The sequence below is a fragment of the Sulfuritalea sp. genome, from assembly GCF_031426875.1.
Taxonomy (GTDB): Bacteria; Pseudomonadota; Gammaproteobacteria; order Burkholderiales; family Rhodocyclaceae; genus Sulfuritalea.
Map to the genome: position 1 here is coordinate 1 of NZ_JASJPC010000058.1, position 12,776 is coordinate 12,776.

A 12,776-nucleotide genomic window follows, 5' to 3' on the forward strand; every position below is an offset into this window, starting at 1 on the left:
ATACCCCGTTGGATTCACGTCTCTCGCTCAGACTCATACCCCATTGGACAATGCTGGGACTTGCCCTCGCAGGCAGATGCAGGATAATGATGCTCGTATGAATTCTCCAACCACCCGCCGACCCATTGGCCAGATTCTCATCACGCAGGGCGTGATCAGCGAAGATCAACTTCGCATCGCCTTGCTGGAACAGATGAAGTCCAACCAGCCGGTCGGCAAGCTGCTGGTTTCCCTGGGTTTTGTCTCCGAGGCCACGCTGCGCGATGCGCTCGGCGAGTCGCTCGGCCACAAGGCCGTCGATCTGGCCAACTCGATCGTCGATCCCGACGCGCTGCGCATGGTGCCGCGCGAATTGGCGAAACGGCACCTGTTCCTCGCACTCAGCTATTCGCAGCGCGAACAACGGCTCAAGATCGCCACCGCCGATCCCAACGACATCGTCGCGCTGGACAAGCTGCGGACGCTGATCCATCCGGAACTGGTCATCGAAACCCTGCTCGCCGGCGAATCGGAAATTGCCCGCGCCATCGACCAGTATTACGGTCATGAGCTGTCGATCGACGGCATCCTGCACGAAATCGAAACCGGCGAAATCGACTACCGCAGCCTGTCGGCGTCGCTCGACGAATACAGCCAGCCGGTGGTGCGCCTGGTCGACGCGCTGCTCACCGACGCCGTCAAGCATGATGCCTCCGACGTGCACTTCGAGCCGGAAGCCAGCTTCCTGCGCATCCGCTACCGCATCGACGGCATCCTGCGCCAGATCCGCGCCCTGCATAAGACTTACTGGGCCGCCATGGCGGTGCGCATCAAGGTGATCAGCGGCATGAACATCGCCGAGACCCGCGCGCCACAGGACGGCCGCATCTCGATCAACATCAGCGGCCGCGCCGTCGATTTCCGCGTCGCCTCGCAACCGACCATCCATGGCGAGAACATCGTCCTGCGCATCCTCGACCGGCAAAAAGGCATCGTGCCGCTCGACAAGCTGGGCCTCGACGACCATCAAATGGGCCTGATGAAGCTGATGGTGGCGCGCCCGGAGGGCATCATCCTGGTCACCGGCCCCACCGGCAGCGGCAAGACCACCACGCTCTACTCGGTGCTCAACCACATCAACGAAGAGGGCGTGAACATCATGACCCTCGAAGACCCGGTCGAGTACCCGATGGCCATGATCCGCCAGACCTCGGTGGCGGAATCGGCCAAGCTCGACTTTGCCAACGGCATACGCTCGATGATGCGCCAGGATCCGGACATCATCCTGGTCGGCGAGATCCGCGACGCGGACACCGCCGAAATGGCCTTTCGCGCCGCCATGACCGGACACCAGGTGTACTCGACGCTGCACACCAACTCGGCGCTGGGCGCCATCCCGCGCCTGCTCGACATCGGCGTGCTGCCCGACATCATGGCCGGCAACATCATCGGCATCATCGCGCAACGCCTGGTGCGCCGCCTGTGCACCCATTGCCGCAAGCCCTATCCCGCCGAAGCCCACGAATGCAAGCTGATCGGCGTGGTCAGCGGCCAGCCGGCACCGATCCTGTACCGTGCCGCCGGCTGTGACCATTGCGAATACCAGGGCTACCGGGGCCGCATTGCGATCATGGAAATGCTGCGCCTCGATCACGACATCGATGATCTCATCGCCCGCCGTGCGACCCAGCGCGAGATTCGCAACCTGGCGCTCGACAAGGGCTTCCGTCCCCTGTCGGATGACGGCTTGCGGCGCGTGCTCGACGGCACCACATCGATCGAGGAAGTCGGACGCGTGATCGATCTGACGGAGCGGATGTAGCCGCACCGTATCGCGCATACAGACCCGATCGACCATGGCCCTCTATGCCTACAAGGCAATGAACACCCACGGCAGGACGGTGCTGGGACGTCTGGAAGCCATCAACCTGATCGACCTCGAAATGCGCCTCAAGCGCATGGATCTCGATTTCATCAATGGCGACACGGTCAAGCAAGGCGGCCTGATGAACCGCGCCGGCATCAGCCGCCCGGAACTGATCAACTTCTGTTTCCACCTGGAGCAGCTCGCGCGCGCCGGCGTGCCGCTGATCGAAAGCCTCACCGATCTGCGCGACACCATCGAGAATCCGCGCTTTCGCGAAATCATTGCCGGCATGGTCGAAAGCATCGAGGGCGGCAAGACGCTTTCGCAGGCGCTGGCCGAACATCCGCAGACCTTCGACGAAGTCATGGTCAGCCTGATTCGTGCCGGTGAGGAGACCGGAGCCTTGCCGCAAGTGCTCAACAATCTGCTCGAATCGCTCAAGTGGCAGGACGAACTCGCGGCCCACACCAAGAAGCTGATCATGTATCCGGCCTTCCTCGGTACGGTGGTGGTCGCCATCACGCTGTTCATGATGATCTACCTGGTGCCGAAGATGGCCGGCTTCATCCGCAACATGGGCCAGGAAATGCCGATGCAGACCAGGATCCTGATCGCCACCTCGGACTTCTTCGTCAACTACTGGTATGTCGTGCTCGGCCTGCCGCTGATCCTCGCCGTTGTCGTCGTATTCCTGGTCAGGACCAGCCATGCGGCGCGCTACCGTTTCGATGACGTCAAGCTGCGCCTGCCCTATATCGGCAGCATCCTGCGCAAGATCATCCTGTCGCGCTTCGCATCGGTGTTCGCCATGATGTATTCGTCGGGCATCACCATCCTCGACTCGATCAAGGCCACCGAAGACGTGGTCGGCAACCTGGTGATCAGGGAAGGCCTGGAAAAGGTCGGCGGCTTGATTGCCGAAGGCCAGAACGTGACCGTGGCCTTCCAGAATGCCGGAATCTTCCCGCCGCTGGTGCTGCGCATGCTGCGCGTCGGCGAGAACACCGGCGCGCTCGATACGGCGCTGACCAATGTCAGCTATTTCTACAATCGCGACGTACGCGAATCGATCGAGAAGGTCCAGTCCATGATCGAACCGGTCATGACCGTGACCATCGGACTGATTCTCGGCTGGATCATGATGGCCGTACTGGGCCCGATCTACGACATCATCACCAAGATGAAGACCTGATGGCGGCCAAGCGCATTCTCCTGCTGGATGGCCCCCTGCTCACGGCACATTACTGGAGCGCCGGTCGCATCAAGGTCGAGGGCGAATTCAGCCACGAACCGGTGGGTCTCGAAGCGCTCGCCACCTATCTGCAGAAACATCGTTCCAGCCTTTTCTACCTGCTGGCCGATATCGCCGAAGAAGGCTTCCAGCTGGAGGACCTGCCCTATGTCCAGGGCGGCGACCGCAACGCGCTGTTGCAACGGCGGCTCAGTCAGTACTACTACAACACACCCTTATCCACTGCCATCTCGCTGGGCCGCGCAACGAGCGGCCGGCGTGATGAAAAGCTGTTGTTCGCCGCCCTCACCCGCATCGACACCTTCGCGCCCTGGCTCGACACGGTGCGGGAAGCGGAGGCCATACTTGCCGGGGTGTATTCGATGCCGCTGGTGCTGGCCGGATGCGGTCCGCAAATGGTGGGCGAAAATGGCCCAGTGCTGTTCATCAGCGTGACCAGTGGCGGCGTGCGGCAAACCTTTTTCGATCAGGGCAAGCTGCATTTTTCGAGGTTGTCGCAGCTCGCCACCCGCAACCTCGACGAAATCGGCCGCACCTGCGCCAACGACTCGGCCAAGATATTCCAGTACCTCGTCGCCCAGCGCCAGGTTCCGCGCGGCGTCGCCTTGCGCACCGTGGTTCTCGCCAGCCCCGCCCAGACCCCGGTCCTGCAGGATTTCTGCCGCAACAGCGGCGAGCTGAATTTCGAATTCGTCGACATCGCCGCCGTGGCGCGCCAGTTGGGACTCAAGGAAGTCCCGGTCGACAGCAATGCCGACCAGTTGTTCATGCATTGTCTGGCGACCAAGACGCCCGTCCAGCAATTCGCTCCGGCAAACGAAAGGCGCTTCTACAAGCTGTGGCGGATCCGCTCCGCACTTACCAGCGCAGGGTGGATAGCGCTTGCCGGCTGCCTGCTGTTTTCCGGCAAGACCGGCCTGAACATTTACGAACTGCGTGAACAGACCGCAGCCACCCAGGCCATCGCGGCTGCCGACGTCCAGCGCTACAACACGATTCTCGAAGGACTGCCGAAGATCGACCTGACGCCGGACAAGCTGCGCGCACTGATCGGGCGCTTCGAGGCGCTGCAGAAGCGCACGCCGGCCCTGGAACCGCTGCTGACGCATTTGAGCCTGGCACTGAACGACAGCCCGCGCATTGAACTGACCCGCCTTACCTGGAAGATCGTCGATCAGCTCGATGCCGGCGGCAAACCGGCGGCGGAGCCGAAGCCCGCAGGCGCCGCGGCGCCTGCCGCAACAGAAGGCTGGGTGACCCTCGAGATCCAGGCTCAGCTTCCGCTCGGCCTGGTCACCGACCAACGGGCCCAGATCGACCTGATCGAAAACTTCGCCGCCCGACTGCGCAGTCCCCAGACCGATGTCAGAATCATCAGCCGGCCCTTCGACATCGAATCCGACAAACCGCTCAAGAGCGCCGGCGAGATTGGCGAACTGCAGGCCGCGGATGTGCCGAAATTCGCGCTGCGCATCGCGCGCCTGATGTGAGCCGCCCGGTGACGAACAGGGTGAATCCGGCATGAAGCTCGACACCAAGGATTTCAAGCGCCTGCAATGGGCCATCGCCTTCCTGATCGCCCTGGCCCTGATCGGCGGCGCTGCGGTATGGACCACCCAACAGTTGAAGAAAAGCAGCGAAAGGGATTTCAAGCAAGCCTCGGCCGCACGCGTCGACATCCAGGGCAAGCTCGCACGGGCACGTGAGGAACAGGCGGAGCTGCGTGACAAGATCGGGCGCTTCCAGGCGCTCCAGCGCCGCGGCTATATTGGCCCGGAACAACGACTGGACTGGATTGAGGCCATCGCCCGGATCAAGGCCGCGCGCCGCATCTTCAAGCTGGATTTCGACTTCGCACCACAACGGCCCGTGGATAGCGGCATATTGCCCGGCGGGGCAGCGGCGGGAGGCTACGAAATCATGTCCAGCCAGATGCGGCTGCAGATACAGTTGCTGCACGAGGGTGAACTACTGGACTTTCTTGCGGAACTGCGCGACGCGGTAAGGGCTCTAATACACATCCGGAGCTGCACCATGGAGCGGATTGCACCGGGCAGTGCCGGGCGCGGCAGCAATGCCCAGCTCAAGGCCGAATGCACACTCGAATGGATTACCTTCAGGGAAGGCAAATGAGATTCTCGTCGCACCTAGGTCTGGGCGGTCTGCTTCTGCTGGCGGCGGCCCATGGCGTCGGAGCCCAGGAGTTGGGTCGCCTGTTCTTCACGCCTGAGCGGCGTGCCGCGATGGAGCGCCAGCGCACTTTCAACATCCAGGAAGCGCAAACCCTGCAGGGCACCACGATGAGCCTGGACGGTGTGGTCTATCGATCCAGCGGCAAGACCACCGTCTGGATCAACCGCACGGCGCAGACCGAGGGTGAAAGTGCGCGCACCGGCGTCAGCGCCGTGGTGTCGCCGAAGACACCCGGCAGCGCCCTGCTGGCACCGGGTGACGAAACGCCGGCGCAGCTCAATGTCGGCGAAACCATCAACCGGGCCACCGGCGAGCGCAATACCCGGCTCGGCGGCGGCGTGGTGCGCACGCCGGCCAAGCGCGGGCGCTGAACCCGATCATGCGCAGCTCGCGCCTTTCCCTGCCGCGCCGCGCCGGCGCGCAAGGATTTGCGCTGATGGCCCTGCTGATCCTGTTGACTATGGGCGGCCTGTATTTCCTGGTAAGTAATCTGTCGCCGGAATTCATGCAGGCCCGCAGCCAACAACAGACCGGCGAAGCCCTCACCCAGGCGCGCGAAGCGTTGATTGGATATGCGATCAGGTACCGCGAGGACCAGATCAACGACGGTCAACTTGATCGTGTTTATGGCTATCTGCCGCTACCGGATCTGGGCGATTCACGAAACAATAACGCCGGCTGCAGCGGCGAAGGATGCGACGCTGCACTAGCCTCACCTTCCGGCAGCATCGCCCTCAACTTTACGGTTATCGGCCGCTTCCCCTGGCGCACGCTGGGTACCGGACCGCTCCGGGACGCCCATGGCGAATGTCTCTGGTACGCTGTTTCAGGCAGTCATCAGCGTCAACTGCTGGTTTCTCCAATGAACTGGGACACACTGGGACAACTCGATGTTGTCGTTGCCAACGGCACAGCCGCTATGGTCAGCGCCATCAGCTCGGCCCATGAGCGCCCGATTGCGGTCATTTTCTCGCCGGGGCCGCCGCTGTCGGGCCAGGATCGCAGCACCTCGGCGACCGACACCGTTACGCAATGCGGCGGCAACTATGTTGTCACCAACTACCTCGACCCTGTGGTTGCCACAGACCTCGCGGGCATCACCAACTATCTGACCGGCACGACCAACAGTGCAAGCGGCGACACTTCTGCCGCTAACAAGTCTCTGTCGGCCGGCGGCGCCGTAAGCCGCCGCAGCGACGGAACGCTGTGGGCCGGCAATTGCCCGTCCAACGACTCATCAGCATGCACCGTGGTCGCCAACGATACCGGCACCACGCTCACCAGTGAACTGCTGTTCCGTACTCTGCGCGGCTCAAGTTATTTCCGCACCGACATCAATGCCATGCTGGAGCGCATGACAAGTTGCCTACGCGACCAGATCGCCGCCGGCAGCGGCTTCACGCCCGACACGCTGACCGGCTTCACCGCGCCCACCGACAAGAGCGTAGGCCGTATCCCGAGCAGCACCTGCTACGACGACACGCAGCACCCGCTCGGCTACTTCAGCCACTACCAGGATCAGTTCTTTGTCGCCACGAAGATTGCCAACGACTTCACGGTGACCGACACCAAGAACACGACCGATGCCGGCGACGACACCTCGGCCACCTGTCCGGCGACGCTGATTTTCGGCGGCCAGCGCGGCAGCGGCCAGTCGCGCAGCATCACCGCCGAGCGAAATCAACCGGTCAATTACCTCGAGGGAATCAATCTCGCCAGTTTCAGCCCGCCGAACGGCAGCTTCGACTTCACCGGGCCGACCGAACTCACTCTGGTATCGGCAAGCCAGGCGGCCAACCAAGACATCGTACGTTGCATTCCCTCCGGCCCCAGCCTTACGGTTGTCGCACCGACGGTGGCCACCAGCGCCGGCAACATCCAGCTGGCAAATTACACTCCGGCGACGAGCCTTTTGACCCTGGGTAGTGCAGACATCGGCTCGAACTATGGCGCCAGCGCGACAGACCTCTCTGCATGCGCCTGGATACCGGAAGCCGCGGCCGCAGGCACAGGCTTTCGCAGCTATTTCCGCTTCCGTATCCGCAAGGTCGGCGAGGGCTTCACCTTTGCCGTGATCGATGGCGACCGCAATGCCGCCAACGTATGCGGCGCGGCCCGGCAACACCTGGGATACTCGGGCGACAGCGGCAACGTGTTGATTCCTTATATCGCTTCGCCGAAGCTCGCCATCGAACTCGACACGTCGCGCCAGTGCAATTCACCCACATTCGATGCCAGCGGCCATCCCGCATGCTTTTTCACCGAAACCGGCAGCACTTTGAGCAATGGGCGCAACGATCCGTGCTACACGACCGGTTGCTGGGCGGGTAGCTCACTTTATCCCGGAACCCAGCAAAGTCTCGCCAACAGCAGCCACGTCGCCATCGTTTATTGGGGTTACGGCGATGCGCTGACCCAACCAATGCAGGACGACAATGTGCATGACCAGCCCGGTCTGCCAATGCCTAGCGACCCTTCGCCGCGCCCTGGCCCGCGCAATCCGGCACCGGTGCTGCCCTACGTGACGGATCCAGCCATCATCCCCGGCGTCGCACCACTCGACCGTATGGGCGGCACCAATGCGTCACAACGCGAGTTCCATGCCCGTCTCGAACTCACCCGCAGCTTCACCGCTCCAAGCGATCCCAAGAACGGCGTGACAAGCGTGCAGGTCAAATTCTGGATCGAGGCGCATCCCGCCGCTAACATATCGGCCATGACTTATAGTGCTGGTTCGCCGCCGACCCTCTCAGTAACCACCAGCAGCGTCCACAACCTCAGCACCGGAGATACCGTCGTCATCAAGGATGCAGTGCCCACGGGCTTCAATGGCGAATATCCGGTGACGGTGATCGACGCGACCCACTTTACTGCAACGCTGCCAAGCGGCACCGCCAATCCCGGCCGTTATATATCCGCCATCAGCTGGGCCGACATCGACTTTGGCACGGACCGCGCCACCGTGACCTCCGCCGATCACGGCTTGAGCAGCGGAGACATCATCACTATTTCCGGTGCCGTCCCTCCGGAGTACAACGGAACGCGCACCATTACCAAAATTTCTGACAATTCCTATCGCTTCGGCCTCGAACTGAACTACGAGCCTGGCGATATGGCTCCCGCGATTGCGGCCCCCAAGGCCCTTACGCCCAGAGCTACCGCACTGGCCAATACAACACGCCCGATGAGCGAACTCGACGCGACGGCCAAGCCGCTTGTAGCGGACACCGCGACAATCTACGATGAACAAAAAGGCGCCTGCGCCGCAAGCGCGCCGCTGTGCCCCAACGGCCAGTCCTGTGGCTCGGACAACTTGTGCTACCAACCCTCTTTCAGAAATCTTCGGCTCGGCTTTACCGTAGCAGAGAGAGCAAGTTCCAGCGGAACCGCACGCGGACAACTGATCGAGATTAAGGATAGAGCAACCACGTGGCTGCCATGAAACTCGCCGTATCACCAGCACCAACTTCCGTGGAGCGTGGCTTCACGCTGATCGAACTGGCCATCGTAATGTTCATCGTAACCCTACTGCTGGGTGGCATGCTGCTGCCGCTATCGGCGCAGCAGGATGTTCGCGCCTATGGCGAGACACAGAAGATTCTGGCGGAAGCCCGTGATGCCCTGCTCGGCTATGCGATGGCCAACGACCGCCTGCCCTGTCCGGCATCGAGCACCAGCAACGGCGTGGAAGACCCCCCCGGCGGCGGCCCCTGCAACCATCCCTACGATGGCTTTTTCCCCGCGGCCACGCTTGGTCTGGCGCCCGTCGATACGCAAGGCTACCTCGTAGACGGCTGGGGCGCCGAGACTGTGAATCGCGTGCGTTACTCGATCACTGTGGCAAACACAAGCGCCTTCACCACCGCATCGGGCATGAAGACTACCGGCATGACTGCGCTGACGCCTGACCTGCAGATATGCACCACGGGCACCGGCATGGCCACTCCGACTCCCGACACGGCATCCTGTGCGGCAAACACTTCACTGGCCACCGACGCAGTCGCGGTAATCTATTCGCTGGGAAAGAACGCTGCTTCCTCCGGCTCCGGTACCGATGAAACCCACAACCCAAACCCACAGGCCACAACCATCGCCGACCGGGCCTTCGTCGGTGCGCAGCAGGGCAGTTCATTCGACGATCAACTGGTCTGGCTGTCGAAGAGCATCTTGTTCAACCGTCTAGTCGCGGCCGGCCGGCTGCCCTGAGCCGTAAGAGAGTTGGCGTTGGCGCCACGGCGCCGCCCCAGGCAAAGCCCTGCGGATTCCGGCTTTGCCAGTTCCAGGAATCGCGGCACATGTCTTCCGGGCTGCGTTGCGCGGTCCAGCCCAAACGCTGCCGGGCCAGGGATGGATCGCCCCAACAGGGCGCCATGCCGCCACCCATTCATGCAACTTCAAGATTGAACTTTGAAATTGCATGACTTATAGTGCTTTCATGTTCCCCCGCCTGATCGCCCAACACCTCGTCGCGCTGGCTGCCCAGTATCCCGTGATTACGGTGACCGGCCCTCGCCAGAGCGGCAAGACGACGCTGCTGCGGCAGACTTTTCCCGACAAGCCCTACGTCAACCTGGAGGCGCCGGATACCCGCGCCGACCTTTTGGCCGATCCGCGGGGGTTTCTGGCGCGCTACCCGGACGGGGCGATTTTCGATGAATTCCAGCGCGCGCCGGACCTCCCCTCCTGGCTTCAGGTCCTGGTCGACGCGGCGCCGACGCCGGGCCGCTACCTCCTCACCGGCAGCCAGCAACTGGAAGTGATGAGCCGCGTCAGCCAGTCGCTGGCCGGGCGCACTGCCTTGCTCAAACTCCTGCCGCTGTCGATCGAGGAACTCGCCATGGCCGGGATCGCTGCCGCACCCGAGCGTCTGCTGCATGCCGGCGGCTACCCGCGCATACACGCCCTGAAGCTCGATCCGGCACAAATGCTGGCCGACTACTTCGAAACCTTTGTCCAGCGCGACCTGCGCCAACTGGCGCAGATCCGCGATCTCGCCCTGTTCGAGCGCTTCGTTCGCCTTTGCGCCGGACGCATTGGTCAGTTGCTGAACCTGAACAACCTCGCCGCGGATACCGGAGTCTCGCAACCCACGGCGCGCGCCTGGCTGACCCTGCTCGAAGCGAATTACATCGTCTTCCAGCTCCAGCCCCGTCACGCAAATCTGCGCAAACGGCTGACCCGCTCGCCCAAGCTGTATTTTCATGACGTCGGACTGGCCAGCTTTCTGCTCGGCATCAACCAGCAGTCGCAACTGGCGACGCATCCCCTGCGCGGCCAACTGTTCGAGAATCTGGTGATTTCCGAGGCGATGAAATGGCACTTCAATCGCGGCCGGCGCCCGCAATTGAGCTTCTACCGCGACTCGGGCGGACTGGAGGTGGATTTGCTGATTGAGCGTCCAGTCCATTCGCTGGCCATCGAGATCAAGTCCGGCGCCACGGTGTCCGGCGACATGCTGTCCTCGCTCCACCGCCTGGCAGCGCTGGATCCAGGCGCCACCGGGATCCGCATGCTGGTGCACGGCGGATCGCTCAACGCGACGAGGGAGGGCGTGTGGCTGGTGTCGCTGTCTGATTTTCCGGCGGCCCTCACGCACGGAGAGTCGCCGGCAGGCGCCCGCTGAAAGTTGGCGCTGGCGACCCGGTAACTCGCGTCAGGCAAAGCCCTGCGGATTCCGGCTTTGCCAGTTCCACGAATCGCGGCACATGTCTTCCAGCGTCCGCTGCGCGGTCCAGCCCAAGCGCTGTCGGGCCAGTGAAGGATCGCCCCAATAAGCGGCAACGTCGCCGGCACGGCGCGCCACGATGCGGTAGGGAATTGCCCGTCCGCTGGCCTGCTCGAAACTCCGCACCACGTCCAGCACGCTGTAGCCCTGGCCGGTGCCGAGGTTCGCCGTCAGCACTTCGCGCGGATCGCGCAGAACCCAGTCGAGCGCCGCCCGGTGGCCATCCGCCAGATCCATGACGTGGATGTAGTCGCGCACGCCCGAGCCGTCCGGCGTCGGGTAGTCGCCGCCGAAAACCTGCAGTTCCGGGCGGCGGCCGACTGCGACTTGCGTGACGAAGGGCATCAGGTTGTTGGGAATGCCGTTCGGATCTTCGCCGATCAGCCCGGACGGATGCGCGCCGACCGGATTGAAATAACGCAGCAAGGCGACCGACCAGTCGGGCGCGGCGAGCTGCAGGTCGCGCAGGATTTCCTCGACCATCAACTTGGTGCGGCCGTAAGTGTTGGCCGGGCGCAGCGCGGCCGATTCGGCAATCGGGCTGGCGTCCGGCTCGCCGTAGACGCAGGCCGACGAGCTGAAGACGATGCGCCTGACTTCCGCCCGCTGCATCGCATCGACCAGGACCAGGCTGCCGCTGACGTTGTTGTCGTAGTAGCGCAGTGGCTCGGCCGCCGATTCGCCGACCGCCTTGAGCCCGGCGAAGTGGATCACGGCATCGATCGAATACTGGTCGAACAGGCCGTCGAGGTCGGAGCGCGAACGCACGTCGCCTTTCACGCAGGGCACCGGTCGGCCGACGATCGCCGCCAGCCGCTCTACCGCCAGCGGCTTGCTGTTGCAGAAGTTGTCGAACAGCACCACGTCGTGGCCCGTCTCGATCAGCACCGCGGCGGTGTGCAGCGCGATGTAACCCGCACCGCCTGTCAGCAGAATCATCTATGCATTCCCGTGGATGGATGGCCGGGATTCTAGCCGCGCTTATGGCTGCCATCACAAATCCTGAATCCGCCGCGCCACGCCAACGGTAGAATCTTTCGATCCACTTTCGGGAGTACGCCGTGTCCAAGACGTTCAGGATCGCCCCCAGCATTCTTTCCGCCAACTTCGCCAGGCTCGGCGAGGAAGTCGACAACGTGCTCGCCGCGGGCGCCGATATCGTGCATTTCGACGTCATGGACAACCATTACGTGCCGAACCTGACGATCGGCCCGCTGGTCTGCGAAGCGCTGAAGAAGCACGGCGTCACGGCGCCGATCGACGTGCACCTGATGGTCAAGCCGGTCGACCGCATCATCCCCGACTTCGCCAAGGCCGGCGCCACTTACATCACCTTCCACCCGGAAGCTTCGGAACACGTCGACCGCACCATAGGCCTGATCCGCGAATGCGGATGCAAGCCGGGCCTGGTGTTCAATCCGGCGACGCCGCTCGACGTGCTCGAATACACGCTGGACAAGCTCGACATGGTGCTGCTGATGTCGGTCAACCCCGGCTTCGGCGGCCAGAAGTTCATTCCCTACGTGCTCGACAAGGCGCGCAAGGTACGCCAGATGATCGACGCACGCGGCTTGAACGTCAGCCTGGAAATCGACGGCGGCGTCGGTCCGGCGAACATCCTGGAAGTGGCAAAAGCCGGCGTCGATACCTTCGTCGCCGGCTCCGCCGTATTCGGCGCCGGCCGCGATGCCGACCCGCACCGTTACGACACCGTGATCGCCGCGCTGCGCGCCGAACTGGAAAAGGTCTGAAGCGGGCCG

General features: G+C 63.0%; 10 protein-coding genes. 9 read left to right on the forward strand and 1 reads right to left on the reverse strand.

Going from position 1 to position 12,776, the window contains the following annotated elements; translation table 11 throughout:
- The first annotated feature begins 97 nt into the window (after nucleotides 1-97).
- The 8 genes from RMO95_RS20955 (at nucleotide 98) to RMO95_RS20990 (ending at nucleotide 10,914) form a co-directional block, all read left to right on the forward strand.
- A complete protein-coding gene (locus RMO95_RS20955) occupies nucleotides 98-1,801 on the forward strand; it encodes a GspE/PulE family protein (RefSeq protein ID WP_310452627.1) in 1,704 nt (567 codons plus the stop codon).
- Between the two features lie 34 nt (nucleotides 1,802-1,835).
- Nucleotides 1,836-3,038 (forward strand): type II secretion system F family protein, encoded by a 1,203-nt coding sequence (locus RMO95_RS20960; RefSeq protein ID WP_310452628.1) that lies wholly within the window; start codon nucleotides 1,836-1,838, stop codon nucleotides 3,036-3,038.
- Nucleotides 3,038-4,588, forward strand: a complete 1,551-nt coding sequence (locus tag RMO95_RS20965) for a hypothetical protein (protein WP_310452629.1) — start codon at nucleotides 3,038-3,040, stop codon at nucleotides 4,586-4,588. The genes RMO95_RS20960 and RMO95_RS20965 overlap by 1 nt, the downstream gene beginning before the upstream one ends.
- 31 nt (nucleotides 4,589-4,619) lie before the next feature.
- Nucleotides 4,620-5,231 (forward strand): hypothetical protein, encoded by a 612-nt coding sequence (locus tag RMO95_RS20970; protein WP_310452630.1) that lies wholly within the window; start codon nucleotides 4,620-4,622, stop codon nucleotides 5,229-5,231.
- A complete protein-coding gene (locus RMO95_RS20975) occupies nucleotides 5,228-5,662 on the forward strand; it encodes a hypothetical protein (protein ID WP_310452631.1) in 435 nt (144 codons plus the stop codon). Before RMO95_RS20970 ends, RMO95_RS20975 begins: the two co-directional genes overlap by 4 nt.
- 8 nt (nucleotides 5,663-5,670) lie before the next feature.
- Nucleotides 5,671-8,733 carry a hypothetical protein gene (locus tag RMO95_RS20980; RefSeq protein ID WP_310452632.1) on the forward strand — a complete coding sequence of 1,021 codons (3,063 nt, stop codon included), beginning with the start codon at nucleotides 5,671-5,673 and terminating at the stop codon, nucleotides 8,731-8,733.
- Nucleotides 8,730-9,497, forward strand: coding sequence for a prepilin-type N-terminal cleavage/methylation domain-containing protein (locus RMO95_RS20985; RefSeq protein WP_310452633.1), 768 nt, complete (start codon nucleotides 8,730-8,732; stop codon nucleotides 9,495-9,497). Before RMO95_RS20980 ends, RMO95_RS20985 begins: the two co-directional genes overlap by 4 nt.
- 211 nt (nucleotides 9,498-9,708) lie before the next feature.
- Nucleotides 9,709-10,914 (forward strand): ATP-binding protein, encoded by a 1,206-nt coding sequence (locus RMO95_RS20990; RefSeq protein WP_310452634.1) that lies wholly within the window; start codon nucleotides 9,709-9,711, stop codon nucleotides 10,912-10,914.
- A 30-nt stretch (nucleotides 10,915-10,944) separates the two neighbouring features.
- Here the strand turns inward: RMO95_RS20990 and galE are convergent, their stop codons facing one another.
- Nucleotides 10,945-11,955 carry a UDP-glucose 4-epimerase GalE gene (gene galE, locus RMO95_RS20995; protein WP_310452635.1) on the reverse strand — a complete coding sequence of 337 codons (1,011 nt, stop codon included), beginning with the start codon at nucleotides 11,953-11,955 and terminating at the stop codon, nucleotides 10,945-10,947.
- Nucleotides 11,956-12,077: 122 nt separating this feature from the next.
- Here galE and rpe point away from each other — a divergent pair, with 122 nt between their 5' ends.
- Nucleotides 12,078-12,767 carry a ribulose-phosphate 3-epimerase gene (gene rpe, locus RMO95_RS21000; RefSeq protein WP_310452636.1) on the forward strand — a complete coding sequence of 230 codons (690 nt, stop codon included), beginning with the start codon at nucleotides 12,078-12,080 and terminating at the stop codon, nucleotides 12,765-12,767.
- Nucleotides 12,768-12,776 lie beyond the last annotated feature (9 nt).

What these genes read in the sequence shown, in the direction of transcription:
- RMO95_RS20955 (WP_310452627.1), top strand. Translation starts at nt 98, where the DNA reads ATGAATTCTCCAACCACCCGCCGACCCATTGGCCAGATTCTCATCACG.
- RMO95_RS20960 (WP_310452628.1), top strand. Translation starts at nt 1,836, where the DNA reads ATGGCCCTCTATGCCTACAAGGCAATGAACACCCACGGCAGGACGGTG.
- RMO95_RS20965 (WP_310452629.1), top strand. Translation starts at nt 3,038, where the DNA reads ATGGCGGCCAAGCGCATTCTCCTGCTGGATGGCCCCCTGCTCACGGCA.
- RMO95_RS20970 (WP_310452630.1), top strand. Translation starts at nt 4,620, where the DNA reads ATGAAGCTCGACACCAAGGATTTCAAGCGCCTGCAATGGGCCATCGCC.
- RMO95_RS20975 (WP_310452631.1), top strand. Translation starts at nt 5,228, where the DNA reads ATGAGATTCTCGTCGCACCTAGGTCTGGGCGGTCTGCTTCTGCTGGCG.
- RMO95_RS20980 (WP_310452632.1), top strand. Translation starts at nt 5,671, where the DNA reads ATGCGCAGCTCGCGCCTTTCCCTGCCGCGCCGCGCCGGCGCGCAAGGA.
- RMO95_RS20985 (WP_310452633.1), top strand. Translation starts at nt 8,730, where the DNA reads ATGAAACTCGCCGTATCACCAGCACCAACTTCCGTGGAGCGTGGCTTC.
- RMO95_RS20990 (WP_310452634.1), top strand. Translation starts at nt 9,709, where the DNA reads ATGACTTATAGTGCTTTCATGTTCCCCCGCCTGATCGCCCAACACCTC.
- galE (WP_310452635.1), bottom strand. Translation starts at nt 11,955, where the DNA reads ATGATTCTGCTGACAGGCGGTGCGGGTTACATCGCGCTGCACACCGCC.